Consider the following 22,100-nt stretch of genomic DNA (forward strand, 5'->3'; position numbering starts at 1 on the left):
TTGCGGAACGGCGAGGGCCGTGTGTCCGCCGCTCGGGCGGGCACACGGCCCCGGTGCTGCTGTGGAAGGCGGTCAGGCCCCGATCGCGTGCAGGCCGCCGTCGACGTGGATGATCTCGCCCGTGGTCTTCGGGAACCAGTCCGAGAGCAGCGCGACGATGCCGCGGCCGGCCGGCTCCGGGTCCGAGAGCTCCCACTCCAGCGGGGAACGGCTGTCCCACACGGAGGCCAGCTCGCCGAAGCCCGGGATGGACTTCGCGGCCATCGAGCCGAGCGGGCCCGCCGAGATCAGGTTGCAGCGGATGTTCTGCTTGCCCAGGTCACGGGCCATGTAGCGGCTGGTGGCCTCCAGGGCGGCCTTGGCCGGGCCCATCCAGTCGTACTGCGGCCAGGCGAACTTGGCGTCGAAGGTGAGGCCGACGACCGAGCCGCCCTCGCTCATCAGCGGCAGCAGCGCCATCGTCAGCGACTTCAGCGAGAAGGCGGAGACGTGCATGGCGGTCGCCACGGACTCGAACGGCGTGTTGAGGAAGTTGCCGCCGAGCGCGTCCTGCGGGGCGAAGCCGATGGAGTGGACGATGCCGTCGAGGCGGTCGCCCAGGTGCTCACGGACCTGGCCCTCCAGGCGGGCGAGGTGCTCGTCGTTCGAGACGTCGAGCTCCAGGACCTTGACCTTCTCGGGCTGGGGCAGCTTCCTGGCGATGCGCTCGGTCAGGGTCGGCCGGGGCCAGGCGGTGAGGATGATCTCCGCACCCTGCTCCTGGGCCAGCTTCGCGGCGTGGAAGGCGATGGAGGACTCCATCAGCACACCGGTGATGAGGATCTTCTTGCCCTCGAGGATTCCAGCCATGGTTCAGTGACCCATTCCCAGTCCGCCGTCAACCGGGATGACGGCTCCAGTGATGTACGAGGCGTCGTCCGAGGCGAGGAACTTCACCGTGGCGGCGATCTCCTCGGGCTGCGCGTAGCGGCCCAGCGGCACCTGGGACACGATGCCGGCGCGCTGGTCGTCGGTCAGCACGGCGGTCATGTCGGTGTCGACGAAACCGGGCGCGACGACGTTGAACGTGATGTTGCGCGAACCGAGCTCCCGGGCGAGGGAACGCGCGAAACCGACCAGTCCGGCCTTCGAGGCGGCGTAGTTCGCCTGGCCCGCCGAGCCCAGCAGACCGACCACCGAGGAGATCAGGACGACGCGGCCCTTCTTGGCCCGCAGCATCCCCCGGTTGGCGCGCTTGACGACGCGGAAGGTGCCGGTGAGGTTGGTGTCGAGGACGGACGTGAAGTCCTCCTCGGACATGCGCATGAGGAGCTGGTCCTTCGTCACGCCGGCGTTGGCCACGAGGACCTCCACCGGACCGTGCTTCTCCTCGATCTCCTTGTACGCCTGCTCCACCTGCTCGCCGTCGGTGATGTCGCACTTCACGGCCAGGCAGCCCAATTCCGTGAGGGCGGCCGGCGGCTCACCGGAGCGGTACGTGATGGCGACCTTGTCGCCGGCCTCGGCGAACGCGCGGGCGATGGCGAGGCCGATGCCCCGGTTTCCTCCGGTGACGAGAACCGAGCGGCTCAACGGATCACCCTTTCGATAGCGGTCTGGTATCCGAAAACCTATCGGTACAGCTGCCGCCATGAGGAATCGACCTCCGACAGTGGCGTCGGGGTGTCACTGTCGGGTCCCTACAGCTCGGGAACGGCCGGCGGCGGCGCTGCCCGCTTCCGGGCACCGCCCCGGGCCGTCCCTGACGTGGCCCTCCGCGCCGCTAGGCAGCCCTGAGGTCCGCCTGCGAGAGTTCGGCGCAGAGCTCGTCGAGTGTCCGGTCGTACAGCACGGACCGGTGCGCGAGCACGTTACGGGTGGTGACCAGGAGCCGGAGCAGGGCCGCGTCGCGCGGGGGCAGCGCGAGCGCTCCGCTGACGTGGGCGCGCAGCAGCTCGCCCACCTGGAGCTCCAGGAAGGCGCGTTCCGGATCGCCGCCGAGATAGGCGGGAGGACGGTCGGCGTAGTCGGCGACGAGGGTCGCCACCGGGCGGTTGAGGTGCCCGAGCGCCCGGACCGCGAGGCGCTGCCGGGCCTCCTCTATCCACGGGGCGAGGACCCGCTGCTGCGCCTGGGAGACCAGTGCGGTCAGCCGGGCCCGCACGTCCCCGTCCGGCGCGGGCTGCGGGCCGTCGGCGGGGGCCGCCGGATGCCAGACGCCGACGTGGGCGCGGAGTCTGCCCTCCCAGGAGACGACGGCGCCGGCCGCCCAGGCCTGGCGGAGCTCGGCGCCCGGCCTGAGCAGGGCGCCGATCCGCCGCAGCGGCGGGCACGCGGAGGGGACGGGGGTGGGGGCGGCGGCGAGACAGCGGCCGACGGCGGCGCCGAGGGTGTGCTGCGCGCCGTCCCACTCCAGGGCGAGCAGCCGGGCGAGTTCGAGGTCGGGGCCGCAGATCTCGACGACCGTCTCGGACCGCACCGCGCGGCGGATCCGCTCGGCGAGCGGGTCGCGGTCGCGGCCGGAGGTGTCGGGGCCGTGGTCGAGGATCGGCGCGACGGCGGTGGCGGTGTCGAGCCGGCCGAGGGCGCCCCACCACCAGTGCACGGCCGTGTCGCCGAGGCCGTGCCGGAGCTCGTCCGGGAGCGGTTCGGGCAGGTCGCGGAGGCGGGCGACGACGAGGAGGCGGGGCCGCTCGCCCGGCGGGAGCCCGGCGTCCTTGACGGCGGCGGCGAGCAGCCGGAAGAGCCGCTCGACGGCGGCGCCCCGCGCGCGCGTGCCCGTGCCGGGGCCGGTGCCTGGGCCGGGGCTCGTACCGCCGTCGTGGTCGTCCGGTTCGGTCCAGGCGCGGACGCCGACGACCGGGCGGCGGCCACGGCCCGGGTCGACCAGGGTCGCGACGGCCTCGTCGGCGTCGACGGAGAGCTCCTTGGCGAGGCGGGCGAGCAGGCCGTGCGGGTCGTGCCGGGGGCCCGGCTGTTCCGTACGGGGTGCCGGCACGCGGGGCGCACGGGCGTCGAGGGACCAGCCGAGGTCGAGGTCGAAGCCGTCATCGGGCAGGTCGAGATACGGCAGGTCGTCCCCGTCGGCCCAAGCGCCGGCGTCACCGTCGGCCCAGCCGTCGCCCTCCCCGGCCGCCCAGCCGTCGCCCTCCCCGTCCGCCCAAGCGCCGCCGTCACCGCCGGCCCAAACGCCGGCGTCCCCGTCGGCCCGAGCGCCGCCGTCCCCGGTCGCCCAGCCGGCGCCCTCCCCGGTCGCGGGTTCGCGCTTCGGTTCCGGTCCACGCGCGCGTGGGGACGGCGGGGGCGGTACGTCGACGCGTACCGGAGTGCCGAACAGCGCACCCCGGTACAGCTCGTCCGCGAGCCCCGACTCCACCATGGCGTCGGTGACCAGCCAGAGGCAGTTGCGTCCGGCGGCGAGGTCGGCGGTGACCCCGCGCAGCTGCGCCCGTACCCCCGGCAGGTCGCCGGGAGGCACGGCCCGCGCCCCCGTGCGCGGCTCCGTCCGCGTCACCTCACTTCTCCCCCGCGGCCGCCCGGGACCGCACCGCGCGGTAGGTGACCGGTTCCACCGCGAAGCCCTCGGGCGTCTCGTCGAGGACGCCGAGCCGGCCCAGGTGCTGGAGCCAGGCGTCGGTGTCCGCGTCGGAGAGCTCGACCGCCGCGGACACGTCGTCGCGCGGCACGCCCTGGCCCTCCTCCACGTAGCCCGTCCAGGCCGCGAGGAGGTCCAGGTCCCGGGCGTCGAGTCCGGAGAGGTGCAGGTGCTCGGCGATGTTGCGGGAGCCGGCGATGAGGGTGCGGATCCGCTCCACGGCGTTGTCCAGGGTCGCGCCGTGCACGGACACGTCCGTCACGGCGGCCTCCATCCAGCGGGGCCAGCCGCCGGTCGCGGCGACCAGCCGGTCGCGGTCCTCGCGGGACACGAAGGGGCATTCCGACCAGGCGCGCAGCGCGTCCGCGGTCCACCGCTCGGGGCGCAGCCACCGTACGGACAGCTCCTCGTGCCCGTCGTCCGCGGCGAGTTCGGCGAGGCCGGCCGGGTCGGCGACGACCACGACGGACCGGTTCTCGTTGCCGCCGCTGCGCCGCTCGGTCTGCCGGACGAGCCGGTCGGCGGCGGGTCCGGCGTGGACGAGGAGGGCGCGTACGGTCTCGCGCAGCGCGTCGGTGTCGGCGCCGCGGAGGTCGGCGATGATCACATGGGCCTTGCGGCGGCGGCTCTTGAGGAGGGCGGCGAGGTCGTCGCCGTGGGTGTACGGGACGACGTCGACGCCCCGGTTCTCGGCGAACGCGGCGACCGCCCGGCGGACCAGCTCGGGCCGGTGGAGCGCCGTGGCGCCGATGAGGCTGACGCCGGACTGCGCGGTCTCGTGCAGCTGCTCCTCGGTGAGCGGGCTGTAGGTCTGGACGTGGCGGGCGTCGCGGCCGAGGATGCGCCGGGCGGCGTGCGGGTTGTAGTCGTACGGCAGGCCGAACTCGGTCTCGCGGAGTTCGAGTTCGAGCTCCTCGCGGGTGCCGAGCATGTTGACGACGTTGGGGCTGCGGACGGCGAAGCGGGAGCGGTCGCCGAGCTGGATGAGCAGGCCGAGGCCGACCATCTCGGTGAGGAAGATCTGCGCCTGCTTGGCGCTGAGCATCTCGAAGCCCTCGGGCCAGGCCTCCCGGGCCTCCTGGAGCAGTTCGCTCGCGGAGTAGTCGCCGCGGTAGTTGTCCTTGAGGCTGCGCAGGGCGATGACGAGGGCGAGGACCCGGTAGCGGTCCTCCAGGTTGATGGTGAAGCGGAGCCGCTCGGCGATCTGGCGGCGTACGGTCTCCGATGCTGCGACCTTCTGGACGTCGTCCTCGGTGATCCGGACCGGGTTCCCGGACCAGGTGTACGGGCGGTCGTGGAGGACGCGGACGAGTTCGCGGCAGAAGATCTGCACCAGGTTGGCCTGGTAGTTGGTGATGGCGAGGATCCGCCAGACCAGCTCGGGGCGCTCGAAGAAGTAGCCGAGCGCGGCCATCGGTTCGGTGACGAGCCGGACGGCGGCCTGGGTGCCGAGCGGGCCGACGAGGACGTCGGGGCCGCCGTGCACGGTGGAGACGTTGGAGAGGTGTCCGAAGCGCTGGACCTGGTGCAGACCCGCGAAGACGATCTTGAAGCGGCGTTCGGTCTGCTCCATCAGCCGCTGGAAGTGCATGACGTTGGGGAACGTCGACTCGCTGCCCACCCGGTAGGCGCGCCGCGAGTCGGTGTTGAGGAAGGCGTCGGCCTCGTCGGCGAGGACCAGGATGCGCCGGGTGTCGTCCTCGTCGAGCCACGACTGGATGTTGCGGACGACCACGTCGGGGTTGGCCTGCTCCGACATCTTGTTGCCGAAGACGCCCTTGCGCTTGAGGTCCTCGACCAGTCTGCTCCAGATCCGGTCGGGGGCCTCCGCGTGGCCGATCTCCGCCTTCAGGAGGTCCAGGTAGACGGCGACGTGGGCGTCGGCGCGGCTGGGGAAGATCTCCGCGACGCGGCGCAGCAGCGCGGACTTGCCGAGCTGGCGGCCGCCGTAGAGGAACATGCCGCCCTCGCGGCCCATCACCTCCCGCATCTCCTCGTCGCGGCCGTAGAACACCTCGGGCGGGACGAGGCCCGCGACGAACGGCGTGTACGGGTTGTACGCGGCCCAGGGCAGCGTCACGCGCTGGAGCGAGCGGAACGAACCGGGGGCGCGGGCCGCCATCCAGCCCATCACCGCGGAGTCGACGACCAGCGCCTGCTGGGCGAACGAGCGGGCGGACTCGGCGAGTCCGCGCCGCCCCTCCATGCCGAGCGGATGCAGGTAGAGCACGATGTTGGCGCCGACGTCGGCGTCCTCCAGATGGGCCAGCGGCCCGTCGGCCGGCTGCTCCTCCCAGATGAGCAGGACGGTGTACGAGGAGGCCCGGGAACCCAGCGCGGCGACGTAGCCGGCGCGTTCGGCGACGCGGGCGCGCACCTTGAAGCGGCGCATGCCCTGGCCGAGGGCGACCCGCTCGGCGGTGACCTGGTGGGTGGAGAGTTCGAGACCGAGCAGGCGCAGCACCCGGGGGATGTGCTGCTGCCATTCGCCGCGCCTGCCCTGCGGGGTGCAGAGGGCCGCCCAGGACTCCAGGCCGTTTCCGGCCGCCGGGGTCAGGGAGGCGTCGGGGTCGCCGTACCGCTTGGCCCACCAGTCGGCGTCGATGCCCTCGCCGCCGGCCTTCGGCGCGTCGGCCGCGGTGACCCCGGCCAGGAAGGCGACCAGCTCCGAACCGTCGTCGGCGGGGCGCTCCGGCAACGGCTTGTGGCTCGTCGCGAGGGCGAGGAACTCCTGCGCCGTGACCGTGTCCCCCTCGTCGATGAGCCGGGCGATGCGGTCGTGGTCGGCGGCGGAGAGCGGCCGGTCGGGGCGGGAGCGCAGCTGGGCGAGGTTCTCGCGGAGCTGCCGGGTGTAGTTCTCGACGAGGGTGACGAGTTCCGCCTCCAGGGCGCGCAGCGACTCCACGGCGAAGCGGTAACGGCCCGACTCCTCGCCGTCGGCGAACTCCTGGAGGCGGCCCACGAACTCCCGCTCCTCGTCGGCGGCGAGCTGGTTGAGCGTCCGCATCTGCGCGAGCAGTCCGGCCGCCGCCCGGTGGCGCTCGGCGACGGCGCGCCGCCAGTCCTCGTGGCCCTGGGCCAGCCGCCGGGCCGCCGTCTCACCCCACTCGGGGTCGGTGCACCCGTACTCCTCCGGCTCGCTCTCGACTGCGGCGATCAGCGCCCTGGCGAGGTGCAGGTCGCCGTCGTCGAGGTAGCGGGCGAGCGCGTACTCGGCGTCGGCGGGGGTCAGCAGGGCGGCGATCCGGCGGGCCGCCCTGGGGTCGGCGAGGTCCGGGTCGCCCAGGGCGTCCCGGGGCAGGTCGGGGAGGCGGAGGAGGGCGTCGGAGGGCGGGACGGGTCCGCCGTTCTCGCGGAGCTGGTCGGCGGCCGTGTCGGCGGACCGCACCTGCTCGCCGGTGAGCCACGCGCGCAGCAGCCCGAGGGCCGCGCCTCCGGTGCCGGCCGGGGCGGGCTCCTCGGCCAGGTGCCGCAGCACGGAGGCCAGTTCGGGGATGCCGCGCTCGCTCACGCCCTGGTGCGGGCGGGCGGCGGCGTGGGCGGCCTCGGCGCGCATGAGGAGCTCGCCGACGGACCGGCAGGCGGTGTGCAGCTGGCGCAGCGCCCCCGCGGTGATCGGCTCCTTGGCCTGCTTCGAGGTACGGAACAGGGCGTCCGTGTCCTCGATGAGCCGGTCGATGTCCTCCGCCCGCCACAGCTGCTCGCCGAGGGCGCGGAAGCCGGGGGTGCCGGTGTACTGCGCGGGGCTCTGGGCGGACCACTCGATGACCTCGTTCAGCGCCTCGCGCACCGGGCCCGAGGGGCCGACGAGGTACTGGAGCACCTGCGAGGCCCGCTGGTACTTCATCTTGCGGCGCGGCAGGTCGTCGAGGAGCTGCCGGGCGGTCAGGCCGATCTCCTCGCGGGTGGCGGCCTCCAGGCCCTCGGCGCTGCCCTGGAGCATGCCGGGCTCGAAGGCGCGGCCGTCCCGGACGGCGGCGACGAGCACGGTGAGCAGCTGCTGCCAGGGGCCGGTGAGCCCGGACGGCATGACGAAACCGCTGATCAGACCGTGCGGCCAGCGGGCGGTGAGCCCGGTGCGCAGGGCGGCGGCGAGGGCCACGAGGTGCGCCTCGCGGTCCTGGGCGGCGAGCGCGGGGTCGAACTCGTGCGCCATCTGTACGGGGGTGGCCTCGCTGTCCGAGACACAGCCGAACGCGGCGGTGGCGAAGGCGAGCGTCCGCGCCCGGACGTCGCTCTCGCGGGACGCCACGGTCATCCAGTACGCCTCGGCGAGCCGCCCGTCCCTGAGCAGCCGGCCGACGGGCGGCTCACTGCCGGTGTCCCAGGGCGCGTACGGGTCCCAGTCGGGCGCGGGCACCCCGACGGGCCAGGGCTCCTCCTCGACGGCGGGCTGGGGGTGCGCCGGGGCCGGTACGGGGGCGGGCGCGGCACCCTGAGCGGGCACGGAGACCCGGGCGGTCCCGGCCGGCTGCGCGGGCGCGTCCGCCCGGTCCGACCCGGAGGCCTGCCCGGGCGGGGCGGGCTGCGCGGGCGCGGAGGGGGCGGACGCCGGGGCCTGGGCGGAGGCGGGCTTCTGCGGGGGCGCGGCGGCGGAGCCGTGCGTCTGCGCGGGCGCGGCGGTCTACGCCGGGGCGGAGGCCTGGGCGGGCGCGGTGCTCTGCGCCGGGGCGGAGGCCTGGGCGGACGCGGCGCTCTGGGCCGGGGCGGAGGCCTCCGCGGGTGCGGCGCTCTGGGCCGGGGCGGCGCCCTGCGCGGACGCGGCGCTCTGCGTGGGCACGGCGCCCTGGGTGGGCCCGGCACACTCGGCCGGCGGGGCGGCCTGAGTGGAAGCGGTCCCCTGGGCCGGCACGGAGGGGTGCGCGGACCCGGACGTCGGCGCGGACCCGCCGCCCCGCCCCGCGGCGGCGCCCTGCGCGAGTGCGGTGCTCTGCGTGGGCACGGCGCCCTGCGCCGGGGCCTGGGCGGGCGCGGCGCCCTGCGCCGGGGCGGAGGCCTCCGCGGGTGCGGTGCTCTGGGTGGGTGCGGAGGCCTGTGCGGGTCCTCCGCCCTGCGTCGCCGCGGCGCCCTGGGCCGGTGCGGCGGTCCGCGCGGGCGCGGCGCCCTGCGGCGGGGCGGCGCCCTGCGGCGGGGTGGGGTGGGTGAGCAGGGGGGTCGGGGGTGGGGGTTCCACGGCTCGGCGGACCGCCTCGATCGCGGAGGCGCCCACCCGGACCCGGCCGCCGCCCGTCATCGCGGTCGCGTCGCCGGTGCCGTGCTCGGTCCGGCCGGCCGGGGCCTCCCCCGCCGGGGCGTCGAGTTCGCGCAGTTGGGTCTCGATGCGTTCCAGGTGACGGCGGAGGTCGGCGGCCTCCTCCTCGTCGTCGGCCCACTCCAACAGCTCGGCGTAGCGGCTCGCCTTGCGGCGCAGGGCGTCGATCTGTTCGGCCCGGGCCTCCCGGACCCGGGCCAGCCCGGCCCCGGCGTCGGCGTATCCGAGGTCCGGCTCCCAGACGAAGCCCTCGGCGGCGAGCGCCGCGGCGAGCCGGGCGCGGCCCTCCGTCCAGGCGGCGAGCCCCTCGCCGGGGGCGTCGGCGGGCAGCGGGCCGGCCTCGACGGCGTCGGCGGCGGCGCGCAGGACGGCGGCGAGCCGGGCGCCGTCCTCCGTCAGCCGGGCGAGCGACGCGGGAAGGTCGACCAGGGGGTCGGGGCCGGGAGCGGGCACGGAGGCGGCATCCTCACAGTCGGGGTTCGTGGTCGGAAGGCCGGAGCCGGACGGGGCGAAGCTCCGGGAGTCGTCCGGGGGTTCCGGCGGGGCCTCCTGGGCCTCGAAGCGCGGGCCAATCGCGTGTGCGTCGGGCGGCGGGCCGCTGTCCGCCGCGGCCTGTAACGCGGCCTCGTGTTCCCGGGCCAGCGGTCCCACCGGCAGTCGGCTGGTGCCGGGCAGGAGCATTCCGTAGAGGGCGCAGCGCGCGAGCGGCGGGTCGAGCACCCGGAGCATGGCGAGGAGTTCGTCGAGGGTGGGCTCGGTGAGGGCCCGCTGGGAGAAGCCGTACTCCGTGTGGAGTGCTTTGACGGCCCATACGAGACCGCAGGCGGCGATGCTCGTCAGCTGTCCCTGCTGGGCCTTGGCGAGGCGCACCCGGGCCGTGTGCAGTTCCCGCCGTGAGGGGGGTGTGGGGCGCGGGGGCCGGTCCGACGTGTGGGCGTGTCTGTCGCCGCGTAAGCACTGGTGCCAGGTCAGCAGGGATCTGAGTGCGTCCTCGTCCAGCGCCGACAGCCAGGACCTGACTCCGTTCACCCACCCGTGCATGGCGTCGATCATCTCATCCCATCAACCCGGGGGCTATGCCAACGCTCTATTCCGATGCCCCAATACGCGGTGGGTGAGGGCGCGTTGGGGCGGTTCCGCGACGGGCGCACAACAATGCGCCGACTCGGCGGCCCGTCCCGTGATTGACTTCCGGAACAGATCAACCGCCGCACCCACCGCCTTCCGATCACCGAGAGCGAGGCCGCTCGTGGTCCATCAGATCGACCCTTCGTTCGTCGCGCTGCCCCTGCGGGCGCTCGCCGACGCGGCGCTCGCCCGAGCGCGCGCGCTCGGTGCCGAGCACGCCGACTTCCGTCTGGAGCGGGTGCGCAGCGCCTCCTGGCGGCTGCGTGACGCCAAACCGTCCGGTTCCTCGGACACCACGGACCTCGGTTACGCGGTGCGGGTGGTGCACGGCGGGGCCTGGGGCTTCGCGTCCGGCGTGGACCTGACCATGGACGGGGCCGCGAAGGTCGCCTCGCAGGCGGTCGCCATGGCGAAGCTGTCGGCGAAGGTGATCGCTGCGGCCGGGTCGGACGAGAGGGTGGAGCTCGCGGCGGAGCCGGTGCACGAGGAGCGCACCTGGATCTCCTCGTACGAGATCGACCCCTTCTCCATCCCCGGCGAGGAGAAGAGCGCGCTGCTCGCCGACTGGAGCTCCCGGCTGCTGGGGGCGGAGGGCGTGGCGCATGTGGACGCCTCGCTGCTCACCGTGCACGAGAACAAGTTCTACGCGGACACGGCGGGCACGGTGACCACCCAGCAGCGCGTCCGGCTGCATCCGCAGCTCACGGCGGTCGCCGTCGACGAGACGACCGGTGAGTTCGACTCGATGCGGACGATCGCGCCGCCGGTCGGGCGCGGCTGGGAGTACCTCACCGGCACCGGCTGGGACTGGGACAAGGAGCTCGACGAGATCCCGGCGCTGCTCGCCGAGAAGATGCGCGCGCCGAGCGTCGAGGCGGGCCGGTACGACCTGGTCGTCGACCCGTCGAACCTCTGGCTGACCATCCACGAGTCGATCGGGCACGCGACCGAGCTTGACCGGGCCCTCGGGTACGAGGCGGCGTACGCGGGCACCTCGTTCGCCACCTTCGACCAGCTGGGCAAGCTGGCGTACGGCTCCTCGATCATGAACGTGACGGGTGACCGGACCGCCGAGCACGGCCTCGCGACCATCGGGTACGACGACGAGGGCGTCGAGGCGCAGAGCTGGGACCTGGTGAAGGACGGCACGCTCGTCGGCTACCAGCTGGACCGGCGGATCGCGAAGCTCACCGGCCTCGGCCGGTCGAACGGCTGCGCGTTCGCCGACTCCCCCGCGCACGTGCCGGTGCAGCGGATGGCGAACGTCTCGCTCCAGCCGGATCCGGGCGGTCTGTCGACGGAGGACCTGATCGGGGGCGTGGAGCGCGGCATCTACGTGGTCGGTGACCGGTCCTGGTCGATCGACATGCAGCGCTACAACTTCCAGTTCACCGGGCAGCGCTTCTTCCGCATCGAGAACGGCCGGCTCGCCGGCCAGCTGCGGGACGTGGCCTACCAGGCGACGACCACCGATTTCTGGGGCTCGATGGAGCAGGTCGGCGGCCCGCAGACGTACGTCCTCGGCGGCGCCTTCAACTGCGGCAAGGCCCAGCCGGGCCAGGTCGCCGCGGTCTCCCACGGCTGCCCCTCCGCCCTCTTCCGGGGCGTCAACATCCTTAACACGACGCAGGAGGCCGGGCGATGAGCGTCAGCCACGACATCTGCTGGGGGTCCGGGGGTCGTCCCCCGGGCGAGCACAGCCTGAACACGACGCAGGAGGCCGGGCGATGAGCCGCGTCAGCAAGCCGTACGAGATCGTCGAGCGGGCCCTTGAGCTGTCCCGCGCCGACGGGTGTGTCGTCATCGCCGACGAGGAGTCCTCGGCCAATCTGCGCTGGGCGGGCAACGCGCTCACCACCAACGGCGTCACCCGGGGCCGTACGCTCACGGTCATCGCGACCGTCGACGGCGCGCAGGGCACCGCGTCCGGCGTCGTCTCCCGGTCCGCGGTGACCGTGGACGACCTGGAGCCGCTGGTGCGGGCCGCCGAGGCCGCCGCGCGCGCCGCCGGGCCTGCCGAGGACGCCCAGCCGCTGGTGACGGACGTGCCCTCGTCCCCCGACTTCACGGACGCGCCGGCGGAGACCTCCTCCGCCGTGTTCGCCGACTTCGCCCCGGCGCTCGGCGAGGCCTTCGCCCGTGCCCGGGCGGGTGGCCGGGAGCTCTACGGCTTCGCCAACCACGAGCTGACCTCCACCTACCTGGGGACGTCCACGGGCCTGCGGCTCCGCCACGACCAGCCGAACGGCACCCTGGAGCTCAACGCCAAGTCGCCCGACCGCGCCCGCTCCGCCTGGGCGGGCCGCTCGACCCGGGACTTCAAGGACGTCGACCCGGCCGCCCTCGACGCGGAGCTCGCGACCCGCCTCGGCTGGGCCGAGCGCCGGATCGAGCTGCCCGCCGGGCGGTACGAGACGCTGCTGCCGCCGACGGCCGTGGCCGACCTGCTGATCTACCAGCTGTGGTCCTCCACGGCCCGGGACGCGGTGGAGGGCCGGACGGTCTTCTCCAAGCCCGGCGGCGGCACCCGGCTCGGCGAGACCCTCTCCCCGCTGCCGCTGACCCTGCGCAGCGACCCGAACGAGCCGGGCCTGGAGTCCGCGCCGTTCGTGATCGCCCACTCCTCCGGCGACGACTCCTCGGTCTTCGACAACGGTCTGCCGATCGCGCCGACGGACTGGATGCGGGACGGGACGCTGGACCGGCTCATCACCACCCGGCACACGGCGGAACTCACCGGCCTGCCCGTGGCGCCCGGAGCCGGGAACCTGATCCTGGACGGCGGGGGCGAGCACTCCCTGGAGGAGATGGTCGCCGCCACGGAGCGCGGGCTGCTCCTCACCTGCCTCTGGTACATCCGCGAGGTCGACCCGGCGACGCTGCTGCTCACCGGGCTCACCCGGGACGGCGTCTACCTCGTCGAGAACGGCGAGGTGGTCGGCGAGGTGAACAACTTCCGGTTCAACGAGTCGCCGGTGGACCTGCTGTCGCGGGCCTCGGAGGCGGGCCGGACGGAGAAGACGCTGCCGCGCGAGTGGAGCGACTGGTTCACCCGGGCGGCGATGCCCGCCCTGCGGATCCCGGACTTCAACATGAGCTCGGTCAGCAAGGGAGTCTGACCCACCTAGACTGGGACGACTCTTACCCGCACGCATCACGAGGAGACGGACGACGTGACCGACATCGTCGACGAGCTGAAGTGGCGTGGGCTCTTCGCCCAGTCCACCGATGAGGACGCACTGCGCAAGGCTCTCGCGGACGGTCCCGTCACCTTCTATTGCGGTTTCGACCCGACCGCGGCCAGTCTCCACGTCGGCCACCTGGTCCAGGTCCTCACCGTCCGCCGGCTCCAGCAGGCCGGGCACCGGCCGCTGGCGCTGGTCGGCGGGGCCACCGGGCAGATCGGTGACCCGCGGCCGACGGCCGAGCGCACCCTGAACGACCCCGAGACGGTCGCGAACTGGGTGAACCGGCTGCGTTCGCAGATCGAGCCGTTCCTCTCCTTCGAGGGGGAGAACGCCGCGGTCATGGTGAACAACCTGGACTGGACCGCCGGAATGTCGGCGATCGAGTTCCTGCGGGACATCGGCAAGCACTTCCGGGTCAACAAGATGCTGACCAAGGACTCCGTCGCCCGCCGTCTGGAGTCCGAGCAGGGCATCAGCTACACCGAGTTCAGCTACCAGCTGCTCCAGGGCATGGACTTCCTGGAGCTGTACCGCCGCTACGGCTGCACCCTCCAGCAGGGCGGCTCGGACCAGTGGGGCAACCTGGTGGCCGGGCTCGACCTGATCCACCGCCTGGAGCCGGGCGCCGAGGTCCACGCGCTCGCGACCCCGCTGATGGTCAAGGCGGACGGCACCAAGTTCGGCAAGACCGAGGGCGGCGCCGTCTGGCTCGACCCGGAGATGACCACGCCGTACGCGTTCTATCAGTTCTGGCTGAACGTGGACGACCGGGACATCTCGACGTACATGCGCATCCTCTCCTTCAAGTCCCGCGAGGAACTGGAGGAGCTGGAGGCGCAGACCGCGGAGCGGCCGCAGGCGCGCGCGGCGCAGCGGGCGCTGGCGGAGGAGCTGACCACGCTGGTGCACGGCGCGGACCAGTGCGCGGCCGTCATCAACGCCTCCAAGGCGCTGTTCGGCCAGGGCGAGCTGACCGAGCTCGACGAGGCGACGCTGGCCGCCGCCCTTTCGGAGCTGCCGCACGCGCGGGTCACCGAGCTGGGCCAGGTCGTGGACCTGTTCACCGAGGTCGGTCTCGCCCCGAGCAAGTCGGGGGCGCGCCGCACGGTGAAGGAGGGCGGGGCGTACGTGAACAACGTGAAGGTCACCGCCGAGGACGCCGAGGTGTCGGCGGAGGAGCTGCTGCACGGGCGCTGGCTGGTGCTGCGGCGCGGCAAGAAGAACCTGGCGGCGATCGAGTTCGCCGGCGCGTGATCGCATAGCGCCCCGGACGTGCGGGAGGCCCGGTACGGCAGTGCCGTACCGGGCCTCCCAGCCGTTCCCGCGGTGCTAGGCCCGCCGTCTGTTGCCCTTCATCGAGGCCCACAGCATGTCGCCCACCCCGACCACGGCGACGGCGCCGATCAGCTGGAGCAGGTGGCGGGTCCAGTCGATGCCCTTGGTGTCGTTGACACCGATCCAGGTCGCGACGGCGTTGCCGAGCACGCTGCCGAGAATGCCGAACACGGTCGTCAGCCAGAGCGGGATCTGCTGTTTCCCGGGAAGGATCGCCTTCGCGATCAGTCCGAGGACGAATCCCACGATGATCGCCCACAACCAACTCATCGTCGCCTCCTTGTACGCAACTGCGCCCAGTCTCGGCCCATCCGCCATACGGCGCATGTCGGACAGCTCCATCCGTGCCCCGGTCTCGTCGGCGCACAGGGGCGGGCGTACGGTGGGAGCGAGGTCCGGACCGGGGAGGGTCCGGCGCGACCGGTGGGTGGTGGACGGCGATGGCGAAGCGTGGCGGGAGCGAGGTCTTCCGGATCACGGGGGCCCGGCAGGGGCTCGCGGACGACGTCCGGGGACGGCAGCGGCGTTATGTCATCTCGATGACCGTCCGGACGCTCTCGGTGATCGCGGCCGCGGTGCTGTGGAACGTCGAGCGGCACGTGGCGATCGTGGCGCTCGCCCTGGGCATCCTGCTCCCCTACATCGCCGTGGTCATCGCGAACGCGGGCCGCGAGACGGCTCCGTCGCTCCCTTCGACCTTCGTGCCGGCTCCGGTGCGGCCCGCGCTCGGCGCCGGCGAGACCTCGGCGGGCGGGGACGCGGAGCGACCGTACGGCCGGAATTGATCACGGACAGTGGCCGGAAACCTCAAGAAAAGCTCAGATCAATCATGAAGTTCCGGTGCACCGCACCCCATGTGCCGTGACATACTGCCTACGCGCTCCGCATCCCCCGTCGGAGCGACGGACCGATGCCGGGCAGCTCCCCCCGTGGCTGCCCGGCATCGCCCTTGCTGGACAATGATCAGGTGAGCGAAGAGAAGCCGATCTGTTCCGCCAAGGGCTGCCGCGCCGACGCCGTCTGGGTCCTCGCGTGGAACAACCCCAAGCTGCACGCGCCCGAGCGCCGCAAGACCTGGCTCGCGTGCGAGGAGCACCGCGAGCATCTGTCCCAGTTCCTGGGGGTACGGGGCTTCCTCAAGGACGTCGTGCCGCTGGCGGACTGGGAGTCCGACGAGGCCTGAGGACGCCGGGCCGCCCGGCGCCCGGATCCGGGCGCCGGCCTAGGGTTTCAGCCGCCGATCGCCGACATCGGGCGGTCGGGCTGGAGGAAGCTCGGGTCGTCGAGACCGGAGCCGGCCTTCTTGCCCCACATCGCCTTCTTCCAGATCTCCGCGACCTCGGCGTCGGAGGCGTCCGAGCGGAGCGTGGCCCGCAGGTCCGTCTCCTCGGTGGCGAACAGACAGGTCCGCACCTGGCCGTCGGCGGTGAGCCGGGTCCGGTCGCAGGCCCGGCAGAACGGCCGGGTGACGGAGGCGATGACCCCGACGGTGTGCGGGCCGCCATCGACGACCCAGCGCTCGGCGGGCGCCGAGCCGCGCTCCTGTGAGCCTTCGGGCGTCAGGGTGAAGCGGGTGCGCAGGGAGTCCAGGATGTCCCCGGCGGTGATCATGCCGTCGCGCTTCCAGCCGTGCTGGGCGTCCAGCGGCATCTGCTCGATGAAGCGGAGCTCGTAACCCTCCGCGATCGCCCAGCCGAGGAGGTCGGGGGCCTCGTCGGCGTTGAGCCCGGGCATCAGGACGGCGTTGACCTTGACCGGGGTGAGGCCGGCGTCGCGCGCGGCGGCCATGCCGTCGAGGACGTCCTGGTGGCGGTCGCGCCGGGTGAGGGTCTTGAAGACGTCGGGGCGCAGGGTGTCCAGGGAGACGTTGACCCGGTCGAGTCCGGCGGCCTTCAGGGCGGCGGCGGTGCGCTTGAGTCCGATGCCGTTGGTGGTGAGGGACATCCGGGGGCGGGGCTCCAGGGCCGCGCAGCGCTCGACGATGCCGACGAGTCCGGGACGCAGCAGCGGCTCACCGCCGGTGAAGCGGACCTCGGTGACGCCGAGGTCGGTGACGGCGATGCGGATCAGCCGGACGATCTCGTCGTCGGTGAGCAGGTCCGGCTTGGCGAGCCACTGGAGACCTTCCTCCGGCATGCAGTACGTGCAGCGCAGGTTGCACCGGTCCGTCAGCGAGACGCGCAGGTCGGTGGCCACGCGGCCAAAGGTGTCGATGAGCACTGTGGGCCCCCTCCCCGTTCGTGTGTCGGCGTGTGGTTCGAGCCTACGTGAGCCCTCGGACAACGAGCAGGGCAGATTGTCACGAGGACCGGCGCGGCCGCGTCGTAGAACTCTACGACGCGGCCGGCGGATCGCTGCGGAGCGTGTGCGTCCGGCTCCGTTCCGGTCAGTGCTTGACCGCGGCGGCGACCCCGACGCCGGTGAGGGACTTGACCTCCAGCTCCGCGTACTTGCCCGCGTCCGGCTCCTCCTTGGAGAGGAGCGAGCCGAGCCAACCGAGGAGGAAGCCGAGCGGGATCGAGACGAGGCCGGGGTTCTCCAGCGGGAACCAGTGGAAGTCCACGCCCTTGAACATCGAGGCCGGGCCGCCGGAGACGACCGGCGAGAAGAGCACGAGGACGACGGAGGAGATCAGTCCACCGTAGATCGACCAGAGCGCTCCCGTGGTGGTGAACCTCTTCCAGAACAGCGAGTAGAGGATCGTCGGCAGGTTGGCCGAGGCGGCGACCGCGAAGGCGAGGGCGACCAGACCGGCGACGTTGAGGTCGCGGGCGAGGGCGCCGAGGGCGATCGACACGATGCCGATGAGGACGGTGGACCAGCGGGCGGCCCGCATCTCCTCCTTCTCGGTGGCCTTGCCGCGCTTGATCACGTTCGCGTAGATGTCGTGCGCGAAGGACGAGGACGAGGCGAGGGTGAGACCGGCGACGACGGCGAGGATGGTGGCGAAGGCGACGGCGGAGATGACGGCGAGCAGGATCGCGCCGCCGGTGGAGTCGGCGCCGCCGCCGACTTCCAGGGCGGTGAGCGGTGCCGCCGTGTTGCCCGCCTTGTTGGACGCCTTGATGGTGTCGCCGCTGAGCAGGGCGGCGGCGCCGAAGCCGAGGACGATCGTCATCAGGTAGAACGCGCCGATGATGCCGATGGCCCAGTTGACCGACTTACGGGCGGCCTTGGCGGTCGGCACCGTGTAGAAGCGGATCAGGATGTGGGGCAGGCCGGCGGTGCCCAGGACGAGGGCGATGCCGAGCGAGATGAAGTCGAGCTTCGAGACGCCGGAGATGCCGTACTTGAGGCCGGGCTCCAGGAAGGCGTCGCCCTTGCCGCTGTTGGTGGCTGCGGCGCCGAGCAGCTGGGAGAGGTTGAAGTCGAACTTCAGCAGGATGAGGAAGGTGATGAGGAGGGTGCCCGCGATGAGCAGGACGGCCTTCACCATCTGCACCCAGGTGGTGCCCTTCATGCCGCCGATCGTCACGTAGACGATCATCAGGACGCCGACGAGGGCGACGATCCCGATCTTGCCGCCGTCGCTGGTGATGCCGAGCAGCAGCGAGACGAGCACACCCGCGCCGGCCATCTGCGCGAGCAGGTAGAAGATCGAGACGACGATGGTGGAGGTGCCGGCGGCGGTGCGGACGGGCCGCTGGCGCATCCGGTACGCGAGGACGTCGCCCATCGTGAACCGGCCGGAGTTGCGCAGCGGTTCGGCGACCAGGAGCAGGGCGACGAGCCAGGCGACCAGGAAGCCGATGGAGTAGAGGAAGCCGTCGTAGCCGTAGAGGGCGATGGCGCCGCTGATGCCGAGGAAGGACGCGGCGGACATGTAGTCGCCGGAGATCGCGAGGCCGTTCTGGAAGCCGGTGAACTGGCCTCCGCCGGCGTAGAAGTCGGCGGCGCTGCGGGTCTGGCGGCCGGCCCAGACGGTGATGACCAGGGTCGCCAGGACGAAGGCGCCGAACAGGGCCATGATCAGGGGCCGGTGCTCGCTGGTGGCGTTGCCCGCCGCGAGCAGGACGGGGGTGCTCATGCGTCGGCCTCCATGCGCTCTCTGATGGCCTCGGCCTTGGGGTCGAGCCGGTTCGCCGCGTGCCGCGAGTAGAGCCAGGCGATGAGGAAGGTGGTGGCGAACTGGCCGAGGCCGAGGACGAGCGCCACGTTGATGTTGCCGAAGACCTTGGTGCCCATGAAGCCGCCCGCGTAGTTGGAGAGCAGCACGTACAGCAGGTACCAGGCGATGAAGGCCAGGGTGAGCGGGAAGGCGAAGGAGCGGTACGTGCGGCGCAGTTCGCCGAACTCCTCGCCCTCCTGCACCTCGACGAACTGTTCCGTCGTGGGCGACGCGGGCGCGGATGCGGACCCCGTCCCGTCTCTGGGCGGCGGCGGTGCTTCGGTAGCCACGGAATCTCCTCGTGACGCGGGGGCGGACGGCATGGTCAAGGGGGCCTCACCAGGGGTGCGGGAACAGGGGCGCCGTCTGGAGCCCCTCCCCTGTCCAACGGCACGGAGCGGAACGGGAAGTGGTTCACGCGGGGGATTTCTTCGGTCAGATCTTCATGAAGTCTTCTCAACTCATTGAAGGGCATGGAAGATCAGCGATAGCTTCACTCGTCATGCACCTGTCCGCGCGTAAACCCGCGCGCGGACAGTACATACGGATGATGTGGAGAACCCATGGCTCATCTGGGATCGAGGCGCGGCCGAGCTCTCGCTCTGCCGGTTGGTCTCGCGCTCACGGCCTCGCTCGGCTTCCTTCCCTCCGGCGCCGCCTCCGCCGCGGAACTGAGTGACGCTCCGGCGGCGACGGTGGCGACGAACGGCCCGAAGCTGTCGTACGTCGTGAACGTCGCGGGTGGCCGCTGGACCGCCGCCTCGGTGAAGAAGGCGATCGCCGCCGCGGGCGGCGAGGTGGTCATCTCGTACGACCAGATAGGTGTCATCGTCGTCCACTCGCAGAACCCCGAGTTCGCGAAGACGATCCGCAAGGCCCGCGGCGTGGTGTCGGCCGGCTCGACCCGTACCGCCCCGCTCTCCGTGCAGACCGACAACTCGGTCGGCGGCGGCTCGCAGGCGCTGACCGAGGCCGAGGCCAAGGCCGCCGCCGCCCGCGCGACGGACGAGCAGGACGCCCTCGAGCCCCTCCAGTGGGACCTGCCGGCCATCAAGGCCGACAAGGCCCACCAGCGGACGCTGGGCAGCAAGCGCGTCACCGTCGGTGTCATCGACACCGGTGTCGACGACACCCACCCGGACCTGGCGCCGAACTTCGACGCCAAGGCCTCGGCCAACTGCGTCTCCGGCAAGCCGGACACGACGGCGGGCTCGTGGCGTCCGAACCCGGGCGAGAGCGACCACGGGACGCACGTCGCCGGTACGATCGCGGCCGCCAAGAACGGCATCGGCATCACCGGTGTCGCCCCGGGCGTCAAGGTCTCCGGCATCAAGGTGTCCACCCCGGACGGCTTCTTCTACACGGAGGCCGTGGTCTGCGGCTTCGTGTGGGCGGCCGAGCACGGCGTCGACATCACGAACAACAGCTACTACACCGACCCGTGGATGTTCGCCTGCAAGAACGACGAGGACCAGAAGGCCCTCATCGAGGCGGTCACCCGGGCGACCCGCTACGCGGAGCGCAAGGGCACGGTCAACGTCGCGGCGGCCGGCAACTCCAAGTTCGACCTGGCGGCCGACGAGATCCTCGACAACAGCAGCCCGAACGACACCACGCCGGGCGACCGGGTCATCGACCCGAAGGAGTGCCTGGACTACCCGGCGATGCTCCCGGGCGTCGTGACGGTCTCCGCGACCGGCGCGAAGAACCTGAAGTCCTCGTACTCCAACTACGGTCTCGGTGTCATCGACATCGCCGCCCCCGGCGGTGACCGCACCCAGTACCAGGCGCCGGAGGCCCCCGCGAACAACGGCCTCATCCTGTCGACCACGGTCAACGGCGGCTACAACTACAAGGCCGGTACGTCGATGGCCTCGCCGCACGCGGCGGGTGTCCTGGCCCTGATCAAGTCGACGCACCCGTACGCGAGCCCGGCCGCGCTCAAGGCGCTGCTGTACGCGCAGGCCGACAAGCTCGCCTGCACCAACCCGTACGACATCGAGGGCGACGGCAAGATCGACGCCGTCTGCGAGGGCGGCAAGAACAAGAACGGCTTCTACGGGGCCGGTCTGATCGACGCGCTGGACGCCGTCCGCCGCTAGTCGGCCAGTCCGCTAGTCGGCTAGTGGGCGCACGAGTGGACGAGGGGCCCTGGTGGGGTGCGCCACACCAGGGCCCTTGCGCATGGCACTGAGTGCCACACTGCCGTCATGGACAACACAGTGCGCACCGGTACGGAGTTGTTGTGGTCGGCCCTCGGCGGCGATCCCGCCCTGGTGGACCGGGTGGAGTACGGCGGACCCGGCGGACTGCTGCCGGCCCGGCTGCCCGTGCTCGACCTCGCCAGGGCGGCGGTGGCCGTCGCCGGACTCGCCGCCGTCGAGCGGGCCGGTCTGCCCGGTCCCGTACGGGTGGACGACGGGGCCGTCGCCACCGCCTTCGTGAGCGAGCGTCATCTGCGGGTCGACGGGCGGGCCCCGGTGAACTTCGCGCCGCTCTCCCGGTTCTGGCGGGCCGCCGACGGCTGGGTCCGCACCCACGCCAACTACCCGCACCACCGCGCCGCGCTGCTCGCCGCCCTCGGCGTGCCCGACGGGTCCGTGGAGGCCGTCGCGGCGGCGGTCGCCGGGCGGAAGGCCGTCGACGTCGAGACGGCGGTGTACGCGGCCGGGGGCCTGGCCGTCGCCCTGCGCACGCCCGCGCAGTGGGCGGCGCACCCGCAGGGCCGGGAGGTCGCCGCGCGGCCGCTGCTGAGCCAGGAGCGGCTCGACGAGGCCCCGCCCCGGCGCCGTACCGGCCCGCTGCGGGTGCTCGACCTGACGCGGGTGATCGCCGGGCCGGTCGCGACCCGGACGCTCGCGCTGCTCGGCGCGGACGTGCTGCGGATCGACCCGCCGGGCAACCCCGAACTCCCCGACCAGCACGCGGACACGGACGTCGGCAAGCGGACGGCCGCGCTCGACCTGGAGCGGCCGTCCGACCGGCGGACCTTCGACGAACTCCTGGACTCCGCCGACGTGCTGGTCACCGGCTACCGGCCCGGCGCCCTCGACCGCTTCGGCCTGCACCGCCCCGGCCTCGTCACCGCCCGGCTCTCCGCCTGGGGCGACTACGGGCCGTGGGGCGAGCGGCGCGGCTTCGACAGCCTGGTCCAGGTGGCGACCGGCATCGGGGTGACCGAGGGTTCGCCGCAGGAGCCGGGCGCGCTGCCCGCGCAGGCCCTGGACCACGGCACCGGCTATCTGCTCGCGGCGGCGGTGCTGCGGTCGCTGACGGAGCAGGACCGGGAGGGCGGGACCCGGCTCGTCCGGCTCGCGCTGGCGCAGACGGGCCACTGGCTGACGCACGCCCTGCCCCGGTACGAGCCCGAGCGGTACCTCACGGAGTCGGACGGCCCGCTGGGGCGGCTGCGGCACGCGCTGTCCCCGGTGTCGTACGAGGGCGGGCCGTCCTCCTGGTCGCGCCCGCCGGGCCTGGCGGGGGCCGACGCCCCCGCGTGGGCGAGTCCGGCGTGAC

At 72.9% G+C, this 22,100-nt stretch carries 16 protein-coding genes; 7 read left to right on the plus strand and 9 right to left on the minus strand.

Going from position 1 to position 22,100, the window contains the following annotated elements; genetic code table 11:
* Positions 1–72 precede the first annotated feature (72 nt).
* The 5 genes from fabI to DEJ43_RS07195 form a co-directional block, all read right to left on the minus strand.
* Positions 73–849, minus strand: coding sequence for an enoyl-ACP reductase FabI (gene fabI / locus DEJ43_RS07175; RefSeq protein ID WP_071891204.1), 777 nt, complete (start codon positions 847–849; stop codon positions 73–75).
* A gap of 3 nt (positions 850–852) precedes the next feature.
* Positions 853–1,572: a 3-oxoacyl-[acyl-carrier-protein] reductase gene (fabG, locus tag DEJ43_RS07180; RefSeq protein ID WP_041662209.1), complete on the minus strand. Its 720-nt coding sequence runs from the start codon at positions 1,570–1,572 to the stop codon at positions 853–855.
* A 190-nt stretch (positions 1,573–1,762) separates the two neighbouring features.
* Complete coding sequence (locus DEJ43_RS07185) at positions 1,763–3,493, minus strand: hypothetical protein (protein ID WP_015032656.1); 1,731 nt, start codon at positions 3,491–3,493, stop codon at positions 1,763–1,765.
* 1 nt (position 3,494) lies between these two features.
* On the minus strand, positions 3,495–8,021 hold the full coding sequence (locus DEJ43_RS07190; protein WP_150253452.1) for a P-loop NTPase family protein: 4,527 nt from the start codon (positions 8,019–8,021) through the stop codon (positions 3,495–3,497).
* A gap of 177 nt (positions 8,022–8,198) precedes the next feature.
* Positions 8,199–9,866 (minus strand): hypothetical protein, encoded by a 1,668-nt coding sequence (locus DEJ43_RS07195; RefSeq protein ID WP_150253454.1) that lies wholly within the window; start codon positions 9,864–9,866, stop codon positions 8,199–8,201.
* Between the two features lie 208 nt (positions 9,867–10,074).
* On the opposite strand from DEJ43_RS07195, the gene DEJ43_RS07200 reads away from it, so the two are divergent.
* The 3 genes from DEJ43_RS07200 to tyrS all read left to right on the plus strand — a co-directional run bounded on the left by DEJ43_RS07200 (position 10,075) and on the right by tyrS (position 14,395).
* On the plus strand, positions 10,075–11,598 hold the full coding sequence (locus DEJ43_RS07200) for a TldD/PmbA family protein (protein ID WP_015032658.1): 1,524 nt from the start codon (positions 10,075–10,077) through the stop codon (positions 11,596–11,598).
* A gap of 82 nt (positions 11,599–11,680) precedes the next feature.
* Positions 11,681–13,072 (plus strand): metallopeptidase TldD-related protein, encoded by a 1,392-nt coding sequence (locus DEJ43_RS07205; protein WP_015032659.1) that lies wholly within the window; start codon positions 11,681–11,683, stop codon positions 13,070–13,072.
* 54 nt (positions 13,073–13,126) lie between these two features.
* Positions 13,127–14,395 carry a tyrosine--tRNA ligase gene (gene tyrS / locus DEJ43_RS07210; RefSeq protein WP_015032660.1) on the plus strand — a complete coding sequence of 423 codons (1,269 nt, stop codon included), beginning with the start codon at positions 13,127–13,129 and terminating at the stop codon, positions 14,393–14,395.
* A gap of 75 nt (positions 14,396–14,470) precedes the next feature.
* On the opposite strand, the gene DEJ43_RS07215 is transcribed toward tyrS, so the two are convergent.
* Positions 14,471–14,746, minus strand: coding sequence for a GlsB/YeaQ/YmgE family stress response membrane protein (locus DEJ43_RS07215; protein ID WP_041662213.1), 276 nt, complete (start codon positions 14,744–14,746; stop codon positions 14,471–14,473).
* Positions 14,747–14,916: 170 nt separating this feature from the next.
* Between DEJ43_RS07215 and DEJ43_RS07220 the strand changes: the two genes are divergently transcribed.
* Positions 14,917–15,261: a DUF3099 domain-containing protein gene (locus DEJ43_RS07220; RefSeq protein WP_015032662.1), complete on the plus strand. Its 345-nt coding sequence runs from the start codon at positions 14,917–14,919 to the stop codon at positions 15,259–15,261.
* 182 nt (positions 15,262–15,443) lie between these two features.
* Entirely contained in the window at positions 15,444–15,659 is a 216-nt protein-coding gene (locus tag DEJ43_RS07225; RefSeq protein ID WP_041662214.1) for a hypothetical protein, read from the plus strand.
* A 47-nt stretch (positions 15,660–15,706) separates the two neighbouring features.
* Here the strand turns inward: DEJ43_RS07225 and moaA are convergent, their stop codons facing one another.
* From moaA to DEJ43_RS07240, 3 genes are all read right to left on the minus strand, one after another.
* Positions 15,707–16,696, minus strand: a complete 990-nt coding sequence (moaA, locus tag DEJ43_RS07230) for a GTP 3',8-cyclase MoaA (protein ID WP_015032664.1) — start codon at positions 16,694–16,696, stop codon at positions 15,707–15,709.
* A 166-nt stretch (positions 16,697–16,862) separates the two neighbouring features.
* Positions 16,863–18,503, minus strand: coding sequence for a solute symporter family protein (locus DEJ43_RS07235; RefSeq protein WP_015032665.1), 1,641 nt, complete (start codon positions 18,501–18,503; stop codon positions 16,863–16,865).
* Positions 18,500–18,874 carry a DUF485 domain-containing protein gene (locus tag DEJ43_RS07240; RefSeq protein WP_015032666.1) on the minus strand — a complete coding sequence of 125 codons (375 nt, stop codon included), beginning with the start codon at positions 18,872–18,874 and terminating at the stop codon, positions 18,500–18,502. Before DEJ43_RS07240 ends, DEJ43_RS07235 begins: the two co-directional genes overlap by 4 nt.
* 273 nt (positions 18,875–19,147) lie before the next feature.
* Between DEJ43_RS07240 and DEJ43_RS07245 the strand changes: the two genes are divergently transcribed.
* Positions 19,148–20,686, plus strand: coding sequence for a S8 family peptidase (locus DEJ43_RS07245; RefSeq protein ID WP_015032667.1), 1,539 nt, complete (start codon positions 19,148–19,150; stop codon positions 20,684–20,686).
* A gap of 108 nt (positions 20,687–20,794) precedes the next feature.
* Positions 20,795–22,099, plus strand: a complete 1,305-nt coding sequence (locus tag DEJ43_RS07250; RefSeq protein WP_051025846.1) for a CoA transferase — start codon at positions 20,795–20,797, stop codon at positions 22,097–22,099.
* Position 22,100 lies beyond the last annotated feature (1 nt).

The organism is Streptomyces venezuelae ATCC 10712 (assembly GCF_008639165.1).
Lineage (GTDB): Bacteria > Actinomycetota > Actinomycetes > Streptomycetales > Streptomycetaceae > Streptomyces > Streptomyces venezuelae.

Excerpts from the sequence above, each read along its gene's own strand:
- DEJ43_RS07205 (WP_015032659.1), top strand. The coding sequence starts at position 11,681 with ATGAGCCGCGTCAGCAAGCCGTACGAGATCGTCGAGCGGGCCCTTGAG.
- DEJ43_RS07235 (WP_015032665.1), bottom strand. The coding sequence starts at position 18,503 with ATGAGCACCCCCGTCCTGCTCGCGGCGGGCAACGCCACCAGCGAGCAC.
- DEJ43_RS07195 (WP_150253454.1), bottom strand. The coding sequence starts at position 9,866 with ATGCACGGGTGGGTGAACGGAGTCAGGTCCTGGCTGTCGGCGCTGGAC.
- DEJ43_RS07245 (WP_015032667.1), top strand. The coding sequence starts at position 19,148 with ATGGCTCATCTGGGATCGAGGCGCGGCCGAGCTCTCGCTCTGCCGGTT.
- DEJ43_RS07220 (WP_015032662.1), top strand. The coding sequence starts at position 14,917 with ATGGCGAAGCGTGGCGGGAGCGAGGTCTTCCGGATCACGGGGGCCCGG.
- DEJ43_RS07250 (WP_051025846.1), top strand. The coding sequence starts at position 20,795 with ATGGACAACACAGTGCGCACCGGTACGGAGTTGTTGTGGTCGGCCCTC.
- DEJ43_RS07215 (WP_041662213.1), bottom strand. The coding sequence starts at position 14,746 with ATGAGTTGGTTGTGGGCGATCATCGTGGGATTCGTCCTCGGACTGATC.
- fabI (WP_071891204.1), bottom strand. The coding sequence starts at position 849 with ATGGCTGGAATCCTCGAGGGCAAGAAGATCCTCATCACCGGTGTGCTG.